The sequence below is a fragment of the Nesterenkonia sp. LB17 genome, from assembly GCF_022565915.1.
Classification (GTDB): domain Bacteria; phylum Actinomycetota; class Actinomycetes; order Actinomycetales; family Micrococcaceae; genus Nesterenkonia.
This window is the reverse complement of record NZ_JAJOYX010000001.1, coordinates 651,400-672,835: the sequence shown is the minus strand read 5'-3', so window position 1 is coordinate 672,835 and position 21,436 is coordinate 651,400. Positions and strand designations below refer to the sequence as shown.

The following is a 21,436-nucleotide window of genomic DNA, read 5'->3' as shown; positions in this document are numbered from 1 at the left end:
CGAGCAGGCTCAGCCTGCTCGGGCTTTTTTGTGCCCTGAAGCCGGGAAGCCCCAGCTCGAAGGGCCCCGGAAGGCCGCGTTGCTCAGCCCGCCCCTCGGGAGTCGGAGTAGTATCCGGAAGGTCTCGTTGACTGTGCGAAATCTACGTGAAGGAGCCTGATGAGCATCCCCTTCTACCGCCCGCTCTCCCCCACCTGCGGCCTGCGGGTCTCCCCGCTCGCGCTGGGAACGCTGCCCTTCGGCGGCGCCAACGGCATGGGTCATATGGGCAGCCTGGGCCCCGACGATGCCGCCGTGCTGCTGGATCGCTCCCTCGAAGCAGGGGTCAACCTGCTGGACACCGCGAACCTCTACTCGCTCGGTGTCGCCGAGGAGGTGCTGGGGCAGACCCTGGCGCGCAGCGGCCGCTATGACGAGTTCCTGATCGCCACCAAGGCCCGGATGGTTGTCGGTGACGGCCCCAACGACGGCGGCGCCTCCCGCTGGCACCTGCTCAAGGAGGTCGAGACGTCTCTGCACCGGCTGGGCCGTGATCACATCGACCTGTTCTACCTCCACCACTGGGACGGCGAGACCCCGCTGGAGGAGACGCTGCAGACCATGGACGGGCTGGTCCGGGCGGGCAAGATCCGGTACTACGGGGTCTCGAACTACACCGCCTGGCAGCTGATGAAGGCGCTGAAGGTCTGTGAGGTCAACGGCTTCATCAAGCCTGTGGTGCAGCAGATCCACTACTCACCGTTCTCCCGCGAGGCCGAATACGAGATGATCCCCGCCGGGATCGATCAGGGCATCGGCACCCAGGCGTGGAGCCCGCTGGGCATGGGGCTGCTCAGCGGCAAGTACCGCCGGGACCAGCGCCCGGAGTCAGGTGCTCGCATGGTCGACGGGGATGGCTCCGAGATGCGCGTGGCGGACTGGGAGAAGCTCCACAGCGTCGTCGATGTGCTCGATGAGGTCGCTCAGCGCAACGACGCCACCATCCCGCAGGTCCTGCTCGCCTGGCTGCTGGAGCGCCCCGGGGTGACCAACCTGGCCGTGGGCGCGCGCAGCCTGGAGCAGTGGAACGATCTGCTGGGCACCTTTGAGGTCTCCCTGGACGCGGCGGACTCTCAGGCCATCGACGACGTCGGCCGGCCGACCCTGGCCTACCCGTTCTGGCACCAGGCCGATATGGCCAGCGAACGCATGAGCGCCGCGGATGTGTCGATCATGGCGACCACCAAGCGGGAGATCGCCGAGAAGATCGGCGAGTAGTCAGCTGACGTTCAGCTCGCACGGACAGGGCCCGATGGTGGTCTGACTATGGTGGAGACAGACGACCACAACAGATTGAGGTGTCAGATGACTACCGAACAGAACAGACCTGAAGAGGCGAAGAGGCCCAGCGCGGACCACAGCTCCGCCGATGTGAACGGCGGCCAGCCGCTGGACACTCCCCCGCACCAGCGTGACGGCGGGAATCAGCACACCCACGGCGAGCATCACCGCGACGAGGCTGCGCGCAACCCGGGGCTGGATCCCGAACCGACCGAGACTCCGGGGCTGGAAGACGGCGGCGGCGTGCAGCCTGGCGATACTCCGCCCGATTCGAACTCCGCGACCGCCTCACCCAAGCAGGCTTCGCCGACGAAGCCCCCGAAGTCCAACCTGGTCATGACCGTGGCGATCATCGCGATCATCGTCGTGGTGCTGCTGATCTTCGTCGGTTACATCGCGGGACTGCTCGACTGAGCCAAGGGATGACCGAGGGCTGAGCACGACTCAGTTGAGATCGGCTCAGCGGAGACTCAGGACGACCGCAGGTTCCGGTAGCGCATGGCGCGCTGGGCCTCGCGGTTGTCCTGCTTTTCTCGGAGGGTCTGCCGCTTGTCGAACTCGCGCTTGCCGCGGGCGATGCCGATCTCGACCTTGGCCCGGCCGCCCTTGAAGTAGAGCGAGAGCGGGACGATGGTCAGGCCCGGGTCCTCGATCTGGCGGGAGATCTTCACCAGCTCTTTCTGGTGGAGCAGAAGCTTGCGTTTCCGGCGGGCTGAATGATTGGTCCAGGTGCCGTTGAGGTACTCGGGGATGGTGACCTGTTCGAGCCAGAGCTCGCCGCCGCTGGAGAAGCCGCCGAAGCCGTCGGTGAGGTTGGCGGTGCCTTCGCGCAGCGACTTCACCTCGGTGCCGGTGAGCACCAGTCCGGCCTCGTACTTGTCGAGGATCTCGTAGTCATGCCGCGCGCGACGGTTCGTCGCCACGATGCTGTTGTTGGGATCGCGCTCTTTCTTCGCGCCCTTCTTCTTCGCCACCGTGTCACCTCCGCGCTGGATCGCTGATCTCGGCGTTCTTCTGCAGTGGCCAGAAGAGCCGACCTTCGATCATACACGCAGGTATCGGCGCACCGTGACCCAGGAGGCGATGATCGCCAGGACCACGGCGATCGCCAGAAGGCCCGGCATGATGATCCAGGCTTCGGCGGAGTCGATGAAGTGGATGCTCGGCACCTGCTGGGCCATCCACTGTCCCAGCACGAACTCCGCGACCACCCAGGTGGCCGCACAGGCGAGCAGACCGCCGATCAGGGCAGCGATCACGCCTTCGAAGACGAAGGGCATCCGGATCATCGATTTGGAGGCGCCGACCAGACGCATGATCCCGGTCTCGCGGCGACGGCTGAACGCGGAGAGCCTGATGGTGGTCGCCACCAGCAGCAGCGCGCAGACGATCATCACCCCGGCGATGATCAGCGCGACCATGGTCAGCCCGTTGAGGATGCCGAAGATCTGATCGAGGACCTCCTGCTGATCCGCCACGGACTCCACCCCGGGGGCAGACCCGAAGAGCTCGGTGACCACCGGGAACTCCTCCGGCTCGTGGAGCAGCACTCGGTAGGACTCCGGCATGTCGGAGGCGGTCAGCGCCGCGGTGCGCGAGTTCTCCCCACGGGTGTCCAGGAAGTCGTCCAGGGCTTCCTGCTGCGTCTCGTGGCGGTAGCTGGCCACGTACTGGCTGGCCGCACCATCGGAGAGCGTGTGTTCCAGGGAATCGCGCTGATCCGTGCTCACCGCACCGGTGGGACACGCTGACTGCGGGGAGCTCTCGGTGCACAGGAACACCGAGAGCTCAAGGCGATCATAGAAGTCGTCGGTCATCTGGTTGACCTGGGTCTGCATCAGCGCGGCGGAGCCCACGAAGGTCAGCGAGATGAAGGTGACCAGGATGACGGAGGCGACCATGGCGACATTGCGGCGCAGCGAGCTGAAGGTCTCGCTGAGCATATAGAGGAGGCGGTTCATCGGTCCCTCCTCAGGCGGCGCATGATCGATCGGCGCGAGCGGGACAGGCCGAGATGTTCTGCTGTCCTGCTCGCATCGGGGTAGGTGGACTGAGCTGCCGAGGACTCAGGCTGCGGCACCGGGCTGGGCTCCTCGGGCTCGGGCGGCAGCTCCGGTTCACGTTCCAGCTCTGGCTCTGACTGGGGCCCGACCTCTGGCTCCGGCTCGGGTTCCGGGTCGGGCGTCGGGGGATCCAGCGTGAAGGCGGGCCGGGACGGTGACTGCTGTTCCGGCGGCTGGGCGGAGGGCGGCTGCGGGGCGTCGTCGTCGGCGCGCGCCAGCCAGGACAGCTGGGGCCGCGCGGGCGGCGGAGTCGCCGGAGCCAGCGGTGCGAGCGGCTCGCCGTCGAACATCGGGGCCGACGGCGGCCGGGGCTGGTCAGGTTCGCGGGGCGGCTCGACGGAAGGCCCGGTCGCGGCAGGAATCTCGCCCGTGATCGGTTCCTCCAGGGTCGGCTCGACCGACTGAAGTGCGTGGGCGTCCTGATGATCAGCCCGAAGTTCGGTCTGATCCTCGCGTGCACCGTAACCCGCTGGTTCGTCCGCTGGTTCCGTCACGAGATCGTCCACGAGATCGTCCTCGAGATCGTCCTCGGTCTCGGTGTAGCCGTCCTGTTCGAGGTCGGGCATCTCGGTGCCGTTGAAGTCCCCGTGGGGCTCCTTGACGTCATGGCCGTGAGCGTCGTGGCGGAGATGCTCGGGCCAGGTGACCCTGAAGCCGGCGTCTTCTTCGTGCGCGGAACCCTCGCCGTCGAAGTCGTGCTCGTGCTCGTGCTCGTGCTCGTGCTCGAAGGGATCGTGGGCGACGGGCTCATCGTTGATCGGCGCGTCGTGGAGGCCCGGTTCGCTGTCATCGCCCGCGGGAGCCGCGGGGGCGTCGTCGTCGAGGTCCAGTTCGGTGAGCTCATCGGTGTATGCCACCGGGGCGGTCTCCTGGAGCACCGGATCTTCGTCGTAGGCGAGCACGGAGGGGTCCTCGCCTGGAGCCATCACCTGGTCCTGGGGGTGATCACCGACGTGATCGATGGCGTCATCACGCGATTCCACGAAATGGTGGTCTTGCGCGTCGGGCTCCCAGGTGTGGTGTTCCTGACCGTCGTGTTCCTGGGTGCCGTGTTCCTGGGTGCCGCCGTCACCGAAGTCACTGTCCGCCAAGTGGTCTTCCGCGGTGCCGGTGTCGCTGCCGACCACGGCGGGAACCATCCCGGTCTTGAGCGGGGCCGGATCGTGGGCGCGCAGCCCTGATTCGCCCTCCTCCTGGGCGAGCACATCCCGGGCCTCGGAGCCTTCGGGCGGGTCGTAGGAGCCGTGGGGCTCGTCGCGGACCACCCGGCCGTGGTGCAGCTGCACCACCCGGCTGTTGGCCTGGTCGACGATGGCGCGGTCGTGGGTGGCCATGATGACGGTGGTGCCGGAAGCGTTGATCCAGCGCAGGACCTTCATGACCTCGGCGGAGGCGCGCGGGTCGAGGTTGCCGGTGGGCTCGTCGGCGAGCAGGATCGCGGGGTCGTTGACGATGGCGCGGGCGATGGCGGCGCGCTGCTGCTCACCTCCGGAGATCTCATGCGGGTAGCGCTTCGCGAGGTGAGCGAGGTCGACCTTCTCCAGGACCTTGGTGACGCGTTTGCGGATCGCGCTGCGTTTGGCGCCCAACACCCGCATGGCGAAGGCGACGTTGTCGAACACGGTCTTGTCCGGCAGCAGGCGGAAGTCCTGGAAGACCATGCCGATGCTGCGTCGGAAATCGGGGACCCGGCGGTCGAGCATCAGCCCGAGGTTCTGCCCGGCCACGGTGACCTTGCCGCGCTGGGGCAGGCCCTCGCGCAGGATCATCCGCAGCAGAGTGGACTTGCCGGAGCCGGAGGCGCCGATCAGGAAGGCGAAGTCTTCGCGGTAGAACTCCACGGTGACGTCATCGAGCGCCGGTCGCCCGTCTGCCTCGTAACGACGGGTGACCTGTTCGAATCGGATCATGGATCAGTCGTCCTCGGCCGCAGTCTCGTTGCGCCAGCGGATGCCGGTGTCGATGAAGCCGTCGATGTCTCCGTCGAGGACGGCCTGGGTGTTGCCGACCTCGTGCTCGGTGCGCAGGTCCTTGACCATCTGGTACGGGTGCAGCACGTAGGAGCGGATCTGGTCGCCCCAGGAGGCCTTGATGTCTCCGGCGAGCGCCTTCTTCTCGGCGGACTCCTCGGCCTTCTTCAGCACCAGCAGCCGGGACTGCAGCACGCGCATCGCGGCGGCGCGGTTCTGGATCTGGGACTTCTCGTTCTGCATCGAGACCACGGTGCCGGTGGGAAGGTGGGTGATGCGCACGGCCGAGTCGGTGGTGTTCACCGACTGTCCGCCGGGCCCGGAGGAGCGGAAGACGTCGATCTTGAGGTCGTTCTCGTCGATGTCGATGCTCTCGGTGCCTTCGAGCAGCGGGATGATCTCGACCGCGGCGAAGGAGGTCTGTCGGCGGCCCTGGTTGTCGAAGGGGCTGATCCGGACCAGCCGGTGGGTGCCGGCCTCGACCGAAAGGGTGCCGAACGCGTAGGGCGCGTTGATCTCGATGGTGGCGGACTTCAGTCCGGCCTCCTCGGCGTAGGAGGTGTCGAGCACCTTGACGTTCCAGCCGCGGCGCTCGGCCCAGCGGGTGTACATGCGCAGAAGCATCTCGGCGAAGTCCGCGGCGTCCACGCCGCCGGCTCCGGAGCGGATGGTCATCACGGCGTCGTACTCGTCGTACTCCCCGGACAGCAGGGTCGTGATCTCCAGGGACTCCAGCGCCTTGTGGATGGAGGCGACCTCACGGACGGCGTCGTCGAGGACCTCGTCGTCGCCCTCCTCCTTGGCCATCTCGACCATCATCTCGACGTCGTCGATCCGGGTCTCGAGCCGCTCAAGGCGCTCCAGCTCGGTCTGTCGGTGACTCAGCTGAGAGGTGACCCTCTGCGCGTTGGCCTGGTCGTCCCAGAGGTCCGGCGCGACGGCCATATCACTGAGCTCGACGACCTGCGCCTTGAGCTTTTCAACGTCGGTGACCTCCGTGATACGGCGCAGCGTATTGCGCAGGTCACGAAGTGCGGTGGGGAAATCTGTCTCAGCCATAACAGCACTACAGTACCGTCGTCTGGGGATTCACCGGTTGAGACTCACCCGGGGGCATGCTCGCGCTGATCTTCACCCCATCGAGGAAGGGACTGACGCGAAGGTGCCGGGCAGAGGGACCCGGCGTCGGGCCAGGTCTCAGCGGGCATCTCGGCGGCGCTTGAGCCAGCCGTCGAGGATGGACCATCCCCAGAGCGCGACGACCCCGAAGCCGAGCAGGATCCCCAGGATGCGCAGCGTCTCGGCTTCGAACACCCCGGAGTCGAGGAACTCCGGGCTCACCAGGGCCCCGCGCACCAGCAGGTTCAGGATCAGACTCACGAACACCACCGCGAGCACGGTGTTGGCGACCGCGAGACCCGCATCCCACCGGCCACGCCGCTGAAGGACCACCGCGAAGACCGCGTGCAGCCCGATCAGCACCAGCAGCCACGGCCAGAGGGTGGTGTTGAGGATCGGCATGGTCTCGCCGTCGACCCGCATGGAGCCGCCGAATCGGTCCCACAGCACAGCACCGGCGGCCAGCCCGAGGAAGACGAGGGTGGCGATGAGCTCGGATTTCGCGCTGTCCGCCCCCGGCACGGGGAGTTCTTCGGGGTCCCAGCCGGCGTCGATCTCGACACCGGATCGCTCGATGATGAAGAAGACCAGGGTGACCCAGAAGCAGAGATGCACGATCAGTGAGAGTCCCACGGTGATCGAGGCGCTGAGGATCTCGCCGATATCGGCGCCGTCGAGGGTCTGTCCGAGCGCGACGCCGCCGGCCGCACAGATCGGTACGATCGCGAGCAGCTTCCTGAGCAGGCGCCACCAGGTCAGGTAGTAGGGCGGTCCGATCAGGTGCAGCGGCTGGTGCGAGTAGCCGGCGGCCAGGACGGCTGGGTCGCCCAGGTCGATCAGCGTGGCGCGTTCGGCCGCAGCCGGTTCCTCTCCCATGCTGACCCGGCGGGCGATCGCCTCGGCGATGGACTGCTCCAGGTCGGTCCGGGATTCCTCGCGCACCTTCGGAGCCAGGTGTCTGGTGGCGGCGGTGACATACCGCTCGGTCAATGTGGTGTCCATGTCAGGGGCCCCTCCCCGGAGTTGATTCGTCGGAGAGGACTATCGTCGCGCCTGCTGATCCCGGCGGGAAGAGTGGGCCGCTCATCGGTTGAGGCTCACTCGAGCGTGGGACTCCACGCTGATCGGGACCTGAGCCGGCAGGATCACCGAGACCATCGGCAGGTCGACGACGGCGGCCAGTTCCACGTGCGCCGTCTCCCCCGCATCGGTGACCCAGGTCCGCGACACGACCAGGTCATCGAACCGGCCGTGGGCGCCGGAGACGGTGAGGTAGTTCTGCGCCTGGGCGCGCACCTGGTCGCTGCTGACCCGCGGGGTCGGCCCGGAGGCGCCCTGTTCTGCGGCCTGGGCGGCGGCCGAGGCGGCACCATCGGCGGCGGAGAGCAGCTTGCGCGCCTCCAGATTGACCGCCGTGGCGCCTGCCATCACGGCGACGAGCAGCAGCACCACCAGCAGCATCCCCAGGATCAGGACGCTGGACTGTCCCGCGTCCTCAGTCTGCAGCCGCCGCAGCGCCGCCTTGGTCGCGCCTCTCTGCGGGAGCCGAGTCGGGAGCAGGGTCCGTGTCGTGTACATCTCACCCCGCCTGGACCTGCGCTGAGGTGGAGGAGACGGTGACCAAGGTGGAGCGCCAGCCACCGAGGTCCGGGATCAGCGGCACCGGTACCCGGACTTCCACGGTGAAGGCGACCACGTCGCCGTCATCCTCGCAGCCACCCTTGGGGCAGGACATGGTGATCTCCGCCTGCTCGGTGCTGATCCCGAAGTCGGCGAGCGCCGCCGACGCCGCAGCCTGGCTTCGTGCTGCCCGTTCCCCCGCGCCGAGGTCCTCCCCTCCGAGGACGTACATCCGGGCAGCCTGATCGGAAGCGCCGAGGCTCGCGTAGGCCGCGGCCTGGACGGTCGCGACGCCGAGGATGAGATAGATGACCGGAATCAGCACCAGCACGGCGAGCATGATGAATTCGACCAGTGTGGAACCTGACTCATCCTGGCCCTGCCGCAGCCGCTGGGTCAGCCGCTCAGTCAGTCGCTCAGTCAAAGTCATACGCGCTGCCCGTCACCTCGAGGCTGCCGACCCCCGGAAACAGCCCCAATACCGGGACCTGAGCCTGGACCGTGATCTGAAGGGTCTGGCCCTCCGGTTGGGCCAGGTACTCATAGCCCACGTCCTGGGCGTATCGGGAGGAGATCGAGGACTCGATCAGAGTCCGGGTGCGCTGGACCCCGTCCCCGGCGGTGCGGTCCTCCAGCACGCCGAAGCGAGCCCCCGTGGACGCCGCGTCGATCAGGGTGTTGCGCACGTGCACCATGAGTGTCAGCTGGAGGATCGCGAAGGTCAGCAGGACCAGGAGCGCGGAGACCATGGTGAATTCAGCGGTGGCGGCACCCCTGTCCTTCCCCGGCGACCGGATGCGCGCGAATCGATGGGCCCGGTGCGGGTCAGCGCGAGACCTGATTGATGGCATCGTTGAACAGTCCTTGCAGGGCTGGCTGAGCGATCGCGAGCAGCCCGGCCACCAGCACGGCGCTCATCAAGGTGATCATCACCCAGCCCGGCACATCACCGCGCTCCTCCTCTTTCAAACAGACCGCGGCGCAGGCCGCCTGGTGGACGAGTCTTTCCGTGTGCGGCATGTTCTTCCCCTTCTCCGGTGGTGTGGTTGTGTTGTGAGCGGTGGTTCAGATGCCGATCTCCAGCAGCGAGAGACCCGGGTAGATCGCGAAGAGCACCGTCAGCGGCAGCACGCCGAACACCAGCGGCACCAGCATCCCGATCTCCTTCTTCCCCGCCGTTTCGATCAGTTCGCGACGAGCGAGTTCGCGGACGTCCTGGGCCTGGGCGTGCATGACCTCGGCCAGGGGCGTGCCGCGCTCCATCGCCACGATGATGCCCTCGAGGAACCGGGAGATCGGCGCCGACCCCACCCGGGTGGACATCTGTTTCAACGCTGTCGAGAAGCTGGTGCCGGCTTGGGTCTGGTGCAGCACCCGGGTCAGCTCGAGGGCCAGCTCTCCGCGCGCCAGCCTTCCCACGCGGGAGAACGCACCGGGAGCCCCCTCACCGGCGCTGACCGCCAAACGCGATCATCTCTGCGATGGTGGGAAACTCTGTGAGCATGCGCGCCTGTCGGCGCCGAATCTGGCTGGTGAGCAGGTTGTCACGCAGGGCCACGCCCAATCCTGCAAGCCCGAGCACGATGACCGCGGCGGAGAACCCGTTGAGGCTGCCCGCCCAGACGCCGAGCAGACTGAGCCCGGTTCCCAGCAGGGCGCCGAGGACTCCGAGGCCGAGCTGCTGAAGGCGGTAGTCATTAGGACCGAGTCGTGAGTTCGCCTGTCCCAACCGGTGACGAAGCTGTTGGGTGTCGAGACTGAACCGATCGAATTGGCGTGCCGCCTGGTGCAGCACCGGTGTGAGGATCTTCGCCAGTACTCCCAGGGGCAGGGTGTGCTCGACACCAGAATCGGAGAGGGCGAACCGCGAGTCCGTGGAACGCAGGTAGGGAGCCACCCGTGCTGAGAAGCTGGGCTGATTGTTCACCGGCAGCGCTCGCAGGATGATGACCAGGCCAAGTCCCAGGACCAGCCCACAGATCATCGCCCATCCGATGACCGCCTCATTCACGCCAGCACCCGTACTTCCCGCGGCAAAGCGCCGATGCGCAGCATGAGTCGATAGCACACCAGGGACACGAGGAGTCCGGCACCAAGCACAAGCATGCCGGTCGCGCCTCGGTATGCCTCGGCGGCATCCCGCTGCAACGAGAGCAGCAGAACCACGATCCAAGGAGCGGCTACCGCGAGCTTGGCGGCGTTGACCGTCCAGGATTGCCGCGCCTCAAGTTCGCTTCGCGTCCTGGCGTTCTCGCGCAGGAACTCCGCCAAGGTGCTCAACAGCCGACCCAGGTCAGAACCACCCACCTCGCGAGTGATCAGGAGCGCCGCCACGATCCGGTCCCCCACCGGATCGGCGAGACGCAGCTTCAGCCTCTCCAGCGCGACACCGAGGGTCTGTCCCGCGCGGTAGTCCTTGGCGAACTCCACAAACGGTTCACGCAGCGGCTCTGGACCTGAGGTGCCGAGTTGAATCAGCCCCTCAGGCAGCGACATCCCCGACCTGACCGCCGAGCGCAGATGATCCACCGCATCAGGCCAGATGTGTCGCAGCAGTGCGCGACGCTTCCCGGCCTGCCAGCGCAGCGCCAGGACCGGGACCATCCCGGCGAAGAACGCGAAACACAGCGCCACCGGGACCGCAGCGGTGAGCACCAGGACGACCAGAAACGCTGCGACGGCGCAGACCAGGACTGCGGTGAGGACCCCCGTGACCGGGATTCTGGGGTGCCCGGCCTCATCGAGAAGCTTGCGCAGCCTCCGCCGACGCGGTCGGTTGGGACGACCCGCGGTGGAGGGACGCGGCCAGAAGGACGCGTAGATCAGCAGCAGTCCGAATCCGAGCCCCAATCCCAGCAGCAGACTCATCCCAGCATCCCCGCCCTGGCCAGTCGGATCTGGTACTGCGGTGAGAGCTTCGGCAGATCGAAGACTGCAGACTCCGTGACCTCCAGCTCGCCCTCCGGTGCGTCGAAGAGCATGGTCGTCTCGATGGTGTCGGCCTCGACCCGGCTCCCCACGGCCAGGATCTGCCCTACGTGGCGGCTGCCGTCCCGCTCGCGCACGCAATGGACGACCAGGTCGAAGCAGGAGGCGACGGTGGGCAGGATGAAGCTGCGCGAAATGTTCTCACCGGCCAGCAGCGGAAGGGTGCAGATCTTGGTGACAGCGTCTTGGGCGCTGTTGGCATGCACGGTCGCCATCCCAGGAAGTCCTGCATTCAGAGCGATGAGCATGTCTAAGCTCTCGGCTTCCCGGACCTCCCCGACGATGAGCCGGTCAGGGCGCATTCGCAGCGCCTCTTTCACCAGCCGCCGGAGCGGGATCTCTCCCTCCCCCTCGAGGTTGGACTGGCGACACTGCAGTCCGACCACATCGCGAAGCGGCAGCTGCAGCTCGAAGATCTCCTCCACCGTGACGACCCGCTCTCGCGGACCGATCGCAGCCGAGAGGCAATTCAACAGCGTCGTCTTTCCAGACTGGGTCGAGCCTGACACCAGGATATTCATTCCGCTGTCCACACACCCGGCCAGGAACTCCGCGGCCGCTGCGGTCAGGGAGCCGTTGCGGACCAGGTCGTCGAGCGTATGGGCTCGCGCAATGAACTTGCGGATATTGACGGCCCAGTGGCGTCGGGTGATGTCCGGAATCACGACGTGGAGACGGGACCCATCGGGCAGCGTCGCGTCGACAAACGGTGAGGACAGGTCAAGTCGACGTCCTGAACTCTTGAGCATCCGTTCCACGAGGTCCCGGATGCGGGATTCACTCAACGTGATCGAGGTGAGTTCGGAACGGCCCGCGCGAGCCACGAACACGGCGCTGGGTCCGTTGACCCAGACCTCCTCCACCGAGGCGTCATCAAGAAGCGGCTGAAGCTCCCCGAAGCCGGCGACGGCATCGACGACATGCTTGACCGCTTGCTCCACGGGGCCGATCAGCGGCAACGCGGTCACCATCGACCGCCGGTCGTACTCGACGACGGCGGCCTCGACCAGCTCTCGAACGCCGCGCGGATTCTCTGCAGGGTCGAGCCCGCGGTGTCGGATCTGTTCCCGCACCTCATCTTCAACGATCGTCAAAGCATCCACAGGCTCGGCCTCGTCCCTGATTCCAGTGTGGTGAGATCACGATAGCCAGCTGCGCAGTGACTGACCAGCGATTGTTCAAACCCTGTGGAAAATAGGCGATGATCACAGGTTCTCCACAGCTCGCCATCTGCCCGCGGCCGCCGAATCGTGGGGGCATAACCTCAGGGAAAGCGGACGCCGCGAAGCGCTCTCGCGGACGTCTCGGCACCCGAGGATCAGGAGGGACACGCGTGACCACGGCAGCACCGATGACCCTGGCCTTCACAGTCGTCCACGCGCCAGGGTCCGTTCCTGAGTCCTTGTGGACCCTGATGCGTCTCGCAGCGGGCGGTGCGCACGTCCACGAGCTGAGGATCGTCCTCGACGGCACCGCCATCCCCTCGGGGGCGCAGATCGATGAAGCGCTGTCCGCATGGGTCCAGAGCTTCCGGAGCGACTGTTCTTCCCGCACTGGGGTCCTGGCCGGCCCAGTCGGACCCGCCTGGGTCGCAGTCCTGGACCATACGCCGTTGAAGGACCACGCCGCGGACTCCTCTTCGATCCATCACGGAATGGTCGTGGTGCTGCATCCCCGAGCCCATGCGGCGCAGCGAACCAGGTCGGACCCGTCACCGCTGCGACTGTGCATCAGCGCCGGGCCGGACTCCGGATGGATGGTGAAGGTCCCGCGAGGTGTCCACCTGCTGGGGCGGGGCACTGCGCATCGCGGCACCGCAGACATCCGGATCAATGACCCTCGTCTGGAGCCCGTGCATGCTTCGATCCATGTCAGTGCGACACAGGTGAAGCTGACTCGCTCAGGCACAGCTTCACAGCTGCTCGCCATCGAGGTCCCGGTCTCCGTCGGCGGGTCGCGCGTGGAGCTGGTCCAGAACGCGCCGGCGGCTGCCCCCGCAGCGATCTGGCCCCTGCCACGCGCAAGCGTCGCGGAACAGCCACCGTCCGGACGCCACCGCACGACGCTGCTCATGTCCTTGGCCCCGCTGATCGTCGGGATCGTGCTGGTGCTCGTCACCGGAATGTGGATCTTCCTGATGTTCAGCGCCGCCTCTGCACTCCTTGCTGTGGTCACACTCGTCGTCGCGCACCGGCAGCGCCAGCGCTTCCGCCGGGCCGTTCGCGCGGCCGCCACCGCATGGGCCCGGCAGCGCAGAGACCTGCTGACCCCACCAGGACGCTCCATCAGAGCCCTGCGAGCGCGGGCTCACCCGCGGAGCTCGCTCACCCCCACGGACGCCGAGGGCGTCGTCGTGACAGTGGGTGAGGCGAGAATCGATGCTGATCTGGACTGCCCGGGTGATACTGGACCGCCGGTTGACCTGCCGGAACTCTCGGTCTGCACAGCGACGGCGCTGACACTTCGCGCGTCTGAACACACCGCACTCTCGGGCCCACCTCGAGACCAGCTCAGCGTCCTGCGTTGGATTCTCGCGCAGCTGACCCACCATTGCCGAACAACTCCCGAAGTCATGCTCGCAGCAGGTCCCGAGGAGAGCGGCGGATCCCGGTCAGGTGAGCTTCTCGACATCACGGAGCTGCGCGACTATCCCCACGTGAGCGTCGTGCAGCGGCGCAGTCTCCCCGACGCGCTGCAGCTCAGACAGGCCAGGTCCCCTATCTCATCGGCACCGGTGCTGATCACCCCTGTTTCGCTGGACCCCGCACACATTCGGGCAGCGCTGCACGCCGGGTGGCACGTCATCTCCCCGGCCGGGTCCCCTGCCCTCCAAACACTGCCGGGGAAGCCACCGGAGGAGCAGGGGCTTCCCCCGGCAGCCGATGGCTGGCAGGTGAACCTCGAATCGGGCGAGATCCACCGGATCGAGTCAGGAGCCGCGCTGCGGGTCGCAACAGAGCTGGTTCCTGACGGACTGTCGCGACGGACGCTCCACGAACACCTCAGGCTGGGGCTCGCGCGGATCTCAAGGACGGCGACGACTCCCGAGGTCCCCGCGCAGTTCACCGCGGCCCTGCCCGACCCCCTGATGACGCGCAGCGCCCACCTGCGGCTGGAGACGCTGCTCGGCCGTGGGGCCGCCGACGCGGAGCTTCTGGACCTGGTGGAGGACGGTCCCCATATCCTGCTGGCAGGAACGACTGGAGCGGGTAAATCGGAGCTTCTGAAGTCGATGCTGCTCGGCTGGGCGGCCAGATACAGTCCCCGCGAGCTGAACTTCCTGCTCTTCGACTTCAAGGGCGGGTCGAGCTTCCAACACCTGGCGCGACTGGAGCACACGGTGGGTCTGGTCACGGACCTCACACAGGCACAGGCCGATCGCGCGCTGGAAGGCGTCCGATCTGAGCTCACCCGGCGGGAACGGCTCTTCCTCGAGTCCGAGGCCACCGACTACGCAGATTTCCGACGAGCACAGCCCGACCGGCCGCTGGCTCGGATCCTGGTGGTCTTCGATGAGTTCCGGATCTTCACGCAGGAGCTTCCGGCAGCGATGGGTGAACTGATGCGCCTTGCCACCCTGGGTCGATCGCTGGGCCTCCATCTGATCCTCGCGACCCAGCGCCCACAGGGAGTGGTCACAGCAGAGATCCGGGCCAACATCGGAACCACGATCTGTCTGCGTCTGCGCAGCGATGACGAGGCACGCGAACTGGTGGGAACCACAGCGCCCGCACATATCCCTCGGCACCTGCCGGGCCGAGCAATCATCCAACGCCCAGGAGAACCAGCGGTGGCGTTTCATGCGGTGCAGCTGCTGGACCGTTCGGCGAAGCTCCGGGCGCGTCCGGAAAGGTCCCCGATGCCGCCGGCGGCCGGGTGGCGAGAGACCACCCCGCACCTGGTCGAGACGCTGGGGGCGCATATGCGCCGGCAGCGGATTCGCAGACCCCACACTCCGCTGTGCCCTCCGCTGCCCGAGATCCTGCGAACGCCACTCCAGGCCCACGAGGTCCTCCTCGGCCTCATCGACGATCCCGCCCGGCAGGCGCAGCGTCCGCTTCGCCTCGACCTGAACGAGGGTCTGGGCACCGCCCTGCTGGGCGAGACCGGGTCTGGCGGCACCGCAGCCTTGGTATCGCTGGTCCACCAGCTCCTGGAGCTCCCCGCAGAGGTCCACGTGTACCTCCTGGACGGCGACCACTCCTTGGAACAGTTCCGGAGTCACCCACGAGTCGGGTCCTGGGTCACCACGGAACACCCTCAGGAGGCTCAACACCTGGTCAGCGAGCTTCACCGCCTGGTGGTCCGACGGCGCACCGCCCCGCCTCAGGAGCGCATCCCGGTGGTCCTCATCGTCTCTGGGCACCCGCAGTGGCATGGGTTGAGTCACCTGCTCGGCCTTGGAGGCCTGGAGCATGACCTGGGCGTCCTCATCGGTGAGGGAGCCGGCTTCGGTGTCAGCGCGGTGGTCGCAGGAGGCCGCGAGCTCGCCCTGGGGAAGCTGGGTTCGCGGCTCCCGTCCAGGATCTACCTCCCCTACGGCGTCTCCGAGGACGTGCGGCTGCTGTGGCCGAAGCTGCGCGTCACAGATCGCCTGCTCGGGCGCGGAGTCCTCGTCACGGCCGATGTTCCGCCCCCAGGCCTGACCGTCCAGCTTGTGACCGGCGTCCGCGTGCAGCAACCTCGGAGCCAGGTGATCGGCGGTGAAGAATCGACGAACCGTCCCATGCTCCGGGTGCACCCGCTGCCAGAAGCGATAGACCTCCCTGTGTTGAAACCCCGCTCGGAGGCGCTGCTGTTGGGCCTGCGCCAGTTCACGCACGCACCCGCCCTGCTCGAGGACGACTCCTGGCAGGTCGGGCTCATCCTCGGAACCGCGCAGACCGGGAAGACCAACGCCCTGCGCGTGGTCGCCGCCCAGCGGGGGTGTTGGACTCTCGGCGATCTTTCCAAGACCTGCGAGCACGGGGTCACCGAGGCTGCGGCCCACCGGCTGCTCCTGGTCGACGACGCCGACCGGTGCACCCCCGCGCAGCACCAGAGTATTGAGGCGTGGCTGGACTCTGGGGGAAAGGTGCTGGCGACGGCACGGCCAAACCTGAACGTCGTCGGTCAGTTTCCCTGGTCCTACCGGGCACGTGGAGGCTCAGCGAACTTCGTGCTCAGTCCGCTGAGCCGCTCGCAGGGGGACGCCCTCGGAAGCTCCATTCCCATCCTGCCGAGACTCATTCCGGGACGTGCAGTGTGGACGGCATCCGAGGGGCCCCGGGTCATCCAATGGTGGAGGCACCCGCGGACACCCTGTGCCGACCGCTGAGACACACGCTGGTTGCCGAGAGACAGGGCGGCTCCCAAGACTTGGCGGCTTGGCCACTGGGAGGATCGATGGCAAGGGCCCCTCCGGCGCGTCAGCCTCACCCGGTCGGACCCGCCCCGACTCGTAGGCGACCACCACCAGCTGCGCCCGGTCCCGACATCACACTTGTCCAAGGACGGTTGACGTCGGCCTCACCGCCGCTGTGCTGAGGAACAGCGCACCTGCGATCTCATCGCCGAAGCGTCCGAGCTCCAGGGCGCAGCCCGGTGTGGACGAGTTCCTGGTCATCGACGAGCAGTACCCGCAGCGTCACTGGGGACCCCGGGTGGGGAGCCGGGCCCGGACGCGGTAACCGGGCTCTCCGTCGTCGGCTGGTCCGTAGTCCAACCGACCCCCGGCCACAGCGATCCGCTCGGCCATCCCCTGCAGCTCCGATCCGTGCCGGTCAGGCCGGACCGGGGTGGGCTCCCGCGGGCTGCCATGGTCACGGATGATCACGTTGACCACATCGGCCTGCAGGTCCAGACCGACATCCACGCTCTCCGCCGTCGAGTGGCGCAGCACATTGGTCAGTGATTCCTGCACGATCCGGTAGATGACCAGCTCCACAGAGGGACGGACCGTGGAGAGGTCCCCGTGGACGGTCAACGAGACGTCCAGTCCCGAGGTCCTGACGGCGTCGATGAGCTCAGCGAGCTGATGTTCTGCGAGTGCGGACTCTTGCGCGGCCCCGGTGCCGTCTTCGCGCAGCACCGCGATGGTGCTGCGCAGATCCACGGTGGCTTCCTGACTGGCGGTACGGACCCTCGCCACGGCCTGTTTCGCGGTCTCCGGGTCGCTGTCGATGGTCTCCGCCGCCACGCTTGCCTGGATGCCCACCACGGCCACCGTGTGGGCCAGGACATCGTGGAGTTCACGAGCGGCACGCAGTCGCTCCTCGGTGAGCTGGCGCTGATGCTGCTGATCCGCCAGCAGCAGTCGCAGGGAGGCCTCCTCACGGATCGTGCGCCGGCTGCGCAGCGCCTCCCCCAACAGCAGCAACACCCCCAGCAGCGAGATGTCGAAGAGCGTGCTCAGCGCCACCTGACCCAGCGGCTCCGCCTCGGGACCGCTGAGCCGGTAGGGCACGCTGATGAGACCGGTCAGCGCGAGGACCGCGAGCGCCCACCAGAGGTGCCCCTTCCACGCGGCGATCAAGACCGGCACGCCGATGGCCAGGGCTGGCGAGAAGTCGGGAATGCCGACGCTGACGGCGGCGTAGAAGCTGACGCTGGCGCCGATCAGGGCGGCCCGCGGGGCTCGTCGCGCAATAGCGGTCCAGGCCCCGGTGAACAGGAGGATCGCGACCACCGCCGCATCGACCTGCCGAGCCGGCTGATCTGCTGACTCCGAGGCGGCGATGATCATGACCACGGTGACCAGTGCTGCAGCCGCGAGGTCCAGAGGAATGCCGCGCCAGAAGGTGAAAGGCACCTTCCCAGTTTAGCCACCTGGCTCATCAATGGTCTGGCGATGGACCTGGAACGTATCGATGAGGTCGTGGAGGTCGACACCACGGAGGTCTGGGAGGTCACGGAGGTCTGGGAGGTCTCGAACTCAGGCAACCTCCCGCGCAACCTCCACGGCCACACCAACCCGGATCTGGCCCAGGTGCTCCACTCTCACCTGCTTTGTCACGAGGATCTGGGCATGATCGGCCAGTTCGTCGTCGTCGAACCGGGGCAGCAGCCCGGAAATCGGTCGAAGGGTCGTCCCGGGAGTCCCTCAAGGAGTCAGCACGAACATTGAGCCCCATCCGCTCAGCGTCTGGCCTGGATCCAAGGTAGACGCAGATCAGCGCGGGCAACTATTCTCCAAGGATGCAGCAAGGCCCTGCTGCACGCAGCATCCCAGGAGGCTGGAGGCCAGTCGCACCGCCTCTCTGGGAGTCAGCCCATAGCCGCTTGTGGAAGGAGATCCGATGTCCCACACCCGCATGAGCACACGCAACGCTTTTCTCTCGATGGCCGCCATCTCGACACTGGCGCTGAGCGCCTGCGCCAGTGATGAACTCGGCGCAGAGGATCCCGCCGAGGACGAAGACACTGCGCAGACCGAGACCGCTGAGACCGATGACACCGAGACCGCCGACACCGGGACCGAGGACACGACGGAGGACGCCACAGCCGAGGAGGACGCGGCGGGGACCGATGCGGATGAGGATGCTGCAGCTGATCCGGAGGATGCGGATACGCAACAGACGGACGAGACCTCGGACGGCGATGGTCCGCAGGAGCCCTATGACGCCGTAGACGCCGTCATGGCCGAATACCCGGATGCGATCGTGCTGGACTTCGACACCGAAGGCTTCTACTACGAGTTCACGATCTACGACGGCGAGGTCGAGTGGGAGCTCGAAGTGGACCGTGACAGCCTCGAGATCATCGATGCGGAGGAGGACGACGTGGACTCCGATGACCAGCGCAAGTCGGAGTCGGTGGAGATCGACTTCGCTGAGGCGCTGCGCACCGCCGCTGAGGAGGGCGACGGCGTTGCCGCCGAGGCCGATCTCGACGACGACAACGGCGCGGTGGTCTGGGAGATCGACCTGGACAACGGCACCGAGGTCTATGTGGATGTGGCCACCGGCGAGGTCGTCAACGTGGACAGCTGACATAGAATGGGCTGACTTGAGAATCAGCCGACTAGGGCAGGGAAGAGGTGAGGTCGTGACGGCCAGCCACAGCGACACCACCAGTGACAACGTGAACCCGACCGCGCAGGAGGCCGTCGGCGAGGCCTCCCGGGACGCCGTCGAGGCAGGCACGGTCGATGATCAACGCGGCCGTCACGACCTCACCGGCTTCTCTCCGAAGGCTCGGGCTTGGCGGTCCTTCTTCGAGACCTCCGCGATCATCAGCGATCGCATGGAGAAGCGGCTGCACTCCAGCACCGGGCTGCGGCTCACCGATTACAACCTGATGCTGCTCCTGGCCGAGGCCGAGGACAACCAGCTGCGCATGGGGGAACTCGCCGAGGGCATGGTCTTCTCCCCCTCCCGACTCTCCTACCAGGTCAAGTCGCTGCAGAAGCGCGGTCTGATCGATCGCTTCGCCGACGCCGAGGACCGGCGCGGCATGACCGCCCAGCTCACCGAAGAGGGGCATCGCGTCTTCGAGCAGGCCTCCCGGCTGCACGCCACGCATATCAAGCAGCTCTTCCACCCCGCGCTGGATGACGCCGAGGCCGACACGCTGCGCCAGATCTGCGAGCAGATCAAGGACACCGTCGCTGCGGCAGACCGGGCCTGAGCCCAGAGTCTGAGCGACGACCTCCGCTCAGCGGACCAGTTTCAGCTGCACCGAGTCCGCCCGATGGCGCAGCATCTCAAACTCCGACAGGGCCGCCTGCACGCTGGCCAGCGCCAGCCGGGCATCCACCTCATCGGCTCCGGGCGCCAGCACGACGCCGATGCTCAGCTCCGGTCCGCTGCCGCCGCCCACCACCGCATCTCCTGCCACGGTGCGGGTCGCCACGCCGTCGCCGGGCTGCAGCTGCAGCTGGGCGACTCCGGGGCACAGATCCAGGATCCCCGCCAGCGACTCGGCCAGCTCGGGGTCCTGATACGAGGGCACCCATCGGGTGGCCTGCGCCAACGCCTCCACCGCGGGGCGGCGCAGCACGAAGGTCAGCTCCGCTCCGGGGTCCAGCACCGCGAGCTCGGCGCCCTCGGCCAGGGCCGCGAGCATGATCCGTTCGGTCTCGGCCGCCACCGGCCGGGCCTTGTCGTGCCAGGCGGTGAGTGCCTGCACGGAGGTGAACACCGGCATCGTCTGGCGTCCATCGCGGCTGGTGACACTGATCAAGGTGATGTCGGCCTGCTTGTCTCCCACCGGCGCGCCGCCATGGCCCGGTTCGGTCGAGCTACCCGGGGCGGGCGCGGCCTCCTCGGCCAGCTCGGCGAGCACCGGGACGAAGAGCCGCTGCCCGGCCAGGGCGTTGACGAATCCCGCCTCATCGAGCTCGCCGGCGAGCAGCTGCTCCCGGGCGGACCGGACCGCGGCGGCGGCGAGGCCGTCGTCGCCGTCGAAGGTGTGCAGCGGGTTGCCGTCGCCGGAGAGGTCGCGGTCCGCCCAGGGGATCCCGGCGGAGTCCGCGGGGCGGCCCTCGGCGTCCCGGGGTGCACGCTGCAGCAGGGCAGCGATATGACCGGGCAGGTCCCTGCTGGGGGCGGAGTCCTGGTTCATGCGGAGGCTGAGGCCACCTTCAGCGCCTCGGGGAACTCGAACTTCCCGGCGTAGAGGGCCTTGCCCATGATGGCGCCCTCGACCCCGAGGGAGACCATCTTGGCCAGGGCCGCGACGTCCTCCAGGGAGGAGATGCCGCCGGAGGCGACCACAGGCTTCTTCGTCTTGGCGCAGACCTGGGCGAGCAGCTCGGTGTTGGGGCCGCGCAGGGTGCCGTCCTTGGTGACATCGGTGACCACGTAGCGGGGGCAGCCGGCGTCTTCGAGGCGCTGCAGCACCTCCCAGATGTTGCCGCCCTCGCGGGTCCAGCCGCGGGCGGCGAGGGTCTCTCCGCGCACATCCAGGCCCACGGCGATGGCGTCGCCGTGGCGTTCGATGGCGCGGGCGGTCCACTCCGGGTCTTCCAGTGCGGCGGTGCCGAGGTTGACGCGGGTGGCGCCGAGCTCCAGGGCCCGGTCCAGGGATTCGTCGTCGCGGATGCCGCCGGAGAGTTCGATCTTCACACCGAGCTCCTTGACCACGCGGGCCATGATGTCGCGGTTGTCGCCGCGGCCGAAGGCGGCGTCGAGGTCCACCAGGTGGATCCACTCGGCGCCCTGCTGCTGCCAGTTCAGGGCAGCTTCCAGCGGATCCCCGTAGCCGGTCTCAGATCCGGCCTCTCCCTGGACCAGTCGCACGGCCTGGCCGTCGGCCACGTCGACGGCGGGCAGCAGCTCCAGGGCGGGAACGGTGGCAGTGGGCGCGGAGGGCTCAGTCATGGATCTACTTTCGGCTGGATGTACGGCTGGTCGGAATGTCTGGCTGGGTGGGTCA

Annotated in this window: 22 protein-coding genes; 6 read left to right on the top strand and 16 right to left on the bottom strand. The window is 67.4% G+C overall.

The annotated features are described in order from the left end of the window. Nucleotides 1-159 precede the first annotated feature (159 nt). Both LTH96_RS03060 and LTH96_RS03055 read left to right on the top strand, forming a co-directional pair. Nucleotides 160-1,257 carry an aldo/keto reductase gene (locus LTH96_RS03060; protein WP_241464272.1) on the top strand — a complete coding sequence of 366 codons (1,098 nt, stop codon included), beginning with the start codon at nucleotides 160-162 and terminating at the stop codon, nucleotides 1,255-1,257. Nucleotides 1,258-1,344: 87 nt separating this feature from the next. Continuing rightward, nucleotides 1,345-1,734: a DUF6480 family protein gene (locus tag LTH96_RS03055; protein ID WP_241464271.1), complete on the top strand. Its 390-nt coding sequence runs from the start codon at nucleotides 1,345-1,347 to the stop codon at nucleotides 1,732-1,734. A gap of 56 nt (nucleotides 1,735-1,790) precedes the next feature. Here the strand turns inward: LTH96_RS03055 and smpB are convergent, their stop codons facing one another. The 13 genes from smpB to LTH96_RS02990 form a co-directional block, all read right to left on the bottom strand. Continuing rightward, complete coding sequence (gene smpB, locus LTH96_RS03050) at nucleotides 1,791-2,294, bottom strand: SsrA-binding protein SmpB (protein WP_241464270.1); 504 nt, start codon at nucleotides 2,292-2,294, stop codon at nucleotides 1,791-1,793. 69 nt (nucleotides 2,295-2,363) lie between these two features. Next, nucleotides 2,364-3,281 carry a permease-like cell division protein FtsX gene (gene ftsX / locus LTH96_RS03045; protein ID WP_241464269.1) on the bottom strand — a complete coding sequence of 306 codons (918 nt, stop codon included), beginning with the start codon at nucleotides 3,279-3,281 and terminating at the stop codon, nucleotides 2,364-2,366. Next, complete coding sequence (ftsE, locus tag LTH96_RS03040) at nucleotides 3,278-5,293, bottom strand: cell division ATP-binding protein FtsE (protein ID WP_241464268.1); 2,016 nt, start codon at nucleotides 5,291-5,293, stop codon at nucleotides 3,278-3,280. The genes ftsX and ftsE overlap by 4 nt, the downstream gene beginning before the upstream one ends. 3 nt (nucleotides 5,294-5,296) lie before the next feature. Further along, the gene (gene prfB, locus LTH96_RS03035; protein WP_241464267.1) at nucleotides 5,297-6,412 is read right to left on the bottom strand and encodes a peptide chain release factor 2; all 1,116 of its coding nucleotides are present in this window, start codon (nucleotides 6,410-6,412) and stop codon (nucleotides 5,297-5,299) included. Nucleotides 6,413-6,550: 138 nt separating this feature from the next. Then, a complete protein-coding gene (locus tag LTH96_RS03030) occupies nucleotides 6,551-7,474 on the bottom strand; it encodes a hypothetical protein (RefSeq protein ID WP_241464266.1) in 924 nt (307 codons plus the stop codon). Between the two features lie 81 nt (nucleotides 7,475-7,555). Further along, nucleotides 7,556-8,050: a hypothetical protein gene (locus tag LTH96_RS03025; RefSeq protein WP_241464265.1), complete on the bottom strand. Its 495-nt coding sequence runs from the start codon at nucleotides 8,048-8,050 to the stop codon at nucleotides 7,556-7,558. Nucleotide 8,051: 1 nt separating this feature from the next. Further along, the gene (locus LTH96_RS03020; protein ID WP_241464264.1) at nucleotides 8,052-8,522 is read right to left on the bottom strand and encodes a hypothetical protein; all 471 of its coding nucleotides are present in this window, start codon (nucleotides 8,520-8,522) and stop codon (nucleotides 8,052-8,054) included. Further along, nucleotides 8,509-8,889 carry a TadE family protein gene (locus LTH96_RS03015; RefSeq protein WP_370644379.1) on the bottom strand — a complete coding sequence of 127 codons (381 nt, stop codon included), beginning with the start codon at nucleotides 8,887-8,889 and terminating at the stop codon, nucleotides 8,509-8,511. The genes LTH96_RS03020 and LTH96_RS03015 overlap by 14 nt, the downstream gene beginning before the upstream one ends. 28 nt (nucleotides 8,890-8,917) lie before the next feature. Beyond that, the gene (locus LTH96_RS03010) at nucleotides 8,918-9,112 is read right to left on the bottom strand and encodes a hypothetical protein (protein ID WP_241464262.1); all 195 of its coding nucleotides are present in this window, start codon (nucleotides 9,110-9,112) and stop codon (nucleotides 8,918-8,920) included. Nucleotides 9,113-9,157: 45 nt separating this feature from the next. Beyond that, the gene (locus LTH96_RS03005; protein ID WP_241464261.1) at nucleotides 9,158-9,556 is read right to left on the bottom strand and encodes a type II secretion system F family protein; all 399 of its coding nucleotides are present in this window, start codon (nucleotides 9,554-9,556) and stop codon (nucleotides 9,158-9,160) included. After that, entirely contained in the window at nucleotides 9,537-10,103 is a 567-nt protein-coding gene (locus LTH96_RS03000; protein ID WP_241464260.1) for a hypothetical protein, read from the bottom strand. Before LTH96_RS03000 ends, LTH96_RS03005 begins: the two co-directional genes overlap by 20 nt. Continuing rightward, nucleotides 10,100-10,960: a type II secretion system F family protein gene (locus LTH96_RS02995; RefSeq protein ID WP_241464259.1), complete on the bottom strand. Its 861-nt coding sequence runs from the start codon at nucleotides 10,958-10,960 to the stop codon at nucleotides 10,100-10,102. The genes LTH96_RS03000 and LTH96_RS02995 overlap by 4 nt, the downstream gene beginning before the upstream one ends. Continuing rightward, a complete protein-coding gene (locus tag LTH96_RS02990) occupies nucleotides 10,957-12,183 on the bottom strand; it encodes an ATPase, T2SS/T4P/T4SS family (protein WP_241464258.1) in 1,227 nt (408 codons plus the stop codon). Before LTH96_RS02990 ends, LTH96_RS02995 begins: the two co-directional genes overlap by 4 nt. A 230-nt stretch (nucleotides 12,184-12,413) precedes the next feature. On the opposite strand from LTH96_RS02990, the gene LTH96_RS13155 reads away from it, so the two are divergent. Next, entirely contained in the window at nucleotides 12,414-16,397 is a 3,984-nt protein-coding gene (locus tag LTH96_RS13155; protein WP_241464257.1) for an FtsK/SpoIIIE domain-containing protein, read from the top strand. A gap of 309 nt (nucleotides 16,398-16,706) precedes the next feature. On the opposite strand, the gene LTH96_RS02980 is transcribed toward LTH96_RS13155, so the two are convergent. Further along, nucleotides 16,707-17,870 (bottom strand): histidine kinase, encoded by a 1,164-nt coding sequence (locus tag LTH96_RS02980; protein WP_241464256.1) that lies wholly within the window; start codon nucleotides 17,868-17,870, stop codon nucleotides 16,707-16,709. 39 nt (nucleotides 17,871-17,909) lie between these two features. On the opposite strand from LTH96_RS02980, the gene LTH96_RS02975 reads away from it, so the two are divergent. The 3 genes from LTH96_RS02975 to LTH96_RS02965 all read left to right on the top strand — a co-directional run bounded on the left by LTH96_RS02975 (nucleotide 17,910) and on the right by LTH96_RS02965 (nucleotide 19,687). After that, complete coding sequence (locus LTH96_RS02975; RefSeq protein ID WP_241464255.1) at nucleotides 17,910-18,185, top strand: hypothetical protein; 276 nt, start codon at nucleotides 17,910-17,912, stop codon at nucleotides 18,183-18,185. A gap of 172 nt (nucleotides 18,186-18,357) precedes the next feature. Then, on the top strand, nucleotides 18,358-19,050 hold the full coding sequence (locus tag LTH96_RS02970) for a PepSY domain-containing protein (protein ID WP_241464254.1): 693 nt from the start codon (nucleotides 18,358-18,360) through the stop codon (nucleotides 19,048-19,050). 55 nt (nucleotides 19,051-19,105) lie between these two features. Then, nucleotides 19,106-19,687, top strand: coding sequence for a MarR family transcriptional regulator (locus LTH96_RS02965; protein WP_241464253.1), 582 nt, complete (start codon nucleotides 19,106-19,108; stop codon nucleotides 19,685-19,687). 27 nt (nucleotides 19,688-19,714) lie between these two features. Here LTH96_RS02965 and LTH96_RS02960 read toward each other — a convergent pair whose 3' ends face one another. Continuing rightward, a complete protein-coding gene (locus LTH96_RS02960) occupies nucleotides 19,715-20,623 on the bottom strand; it encodes an SseB family protein (protein ID WP_241464252.1) in 909 nt (302 codons plus the stop codon). Further along, nucleotides 20,620-21,381 carry a bifunctional 1-(5-phosphoribosyl)-5-((5-phosphoribosylamino)methylideneamino)imidazole-4-carboxamide isomerase/phosphoribosylanthranilate isomerase PriA gene (gene priA, locus LTH96_RS02955; RefSeq protein WP_241464251.1) on the bottom strand — a complete coding sequence of 254 codons (762 nt, stop codon included), beginning with the start codon at nucleotides 21,379-21,381 and terminating at the stop codon, nucleotides 20,620-20,622. The genes LTH96_RS02960 and priA overlap by 4 nt, the downstream gene beginning before the upstream one ends. Between the last annotated feature and the right edge of the window lie 55 nt (nucleotides 21,382-21,436).

Excerpts from the sequence above, each read along its gene's own strand:
- LTH96_RS03060 (WP_241464272.1), top strand. The coding sequence starts at position 160 with ATGAGCATCCCCTTCTACCGCCCGCTCTCCCCCACCTGCGGCCTGCGG.
- LTH96_RS03055 (WP_241464271.1), top strand. The coding sequence starts at position 1,345 with ATGACTACCGAACAGAACAGACCTGAAGAGGCGAAGAGGCCCAGCGCG.
- ftsX (WP_241464269.1), bottom strand. The coding sequence starts at position 3,281 with ATGAACCGCCTCCTCTATATGCTCAGCGAGACCTTCAGCTCGCTGCGC.
- ftsE (WP_241464268.1), bottom strand. The coding sequence starts at position 5,293 with ATGATCCGATTCGAACAGGTCACCCGTCGTTACGAGGCAGACGGGCGA.
- prfB (WP_241464267.1), bottom strand. The coding sequence starts at position 6,412 with ATGGCTGAGACAGATTTCCCCACCGCACTTCGTGACCTGCGCAATACG.
- LTH96_RS03030 (WP_241464266.1), bottom strand. The coding sequence starts at position 7,474 with ATGGACACCACATTGACCGAGCGGTATGTCACCGCCGCCACCAGACAC.
- LTH96_RS03025 (WP_241464265.1), bottom strand. The coding sequence starts at position 8,050 with ATGTACACGACACGGACCCTGCTCCCGACTCGGCTCCCGCAGAGAGGC.
- LTH96_RS03020 (WP_241464264.1), bottom strand. The coding sequence starts at position 8,522 with ATGACTTTGACTGAGCGACTGACTGAGCGGCTGACCCAGCGGCTGCGG.
- LTH96_RS03010 (WP_241464262.1), bottom strand. The coding sequence starts at position 9,112 with ATGCCGCACACGGAAAGACTCGTCCACCAGGCGGCCTGCGCCGCGGTC.
- LTH96_RS02995 (WP_241464259.1), bottom strand. The coding sequence starts at position 10,960 with ATGAGTCTGCTGCTGGGATTGGGGCTCGGATTCGGACTGCTGCTGATC.
- LTH96_RS02975 (WP_241464255.1), top strand. The coding sequence starts at position 17,910 with ATGGACCTGGAACGTATCGATGAGGTCGTGGAGGTCGACACCACGGAG.
- LTH96_RS02970 (WP_241464254.1), top strand. The coding sequence starts at position 18,358 with ATGTCCCACACCCGCATGAGCACACGCAACGCTTTTCTCTCGATGGCC.
- LTH96_RS02960 (WP_241464252.1), bottom strand. The coding sequence starts at position 20,623 with ATGAACCAGGACTCCGCCCCCAGCAGGGACCTGCCCGGTCATATCGCT.
- priA (WP_241464251.1), bottom strand. The coding sequence starts at position 21,381 with ATGACTGAGCCCTCCGCGCCCACTGCCACCGTTCCCGCCCTGGAGCTG.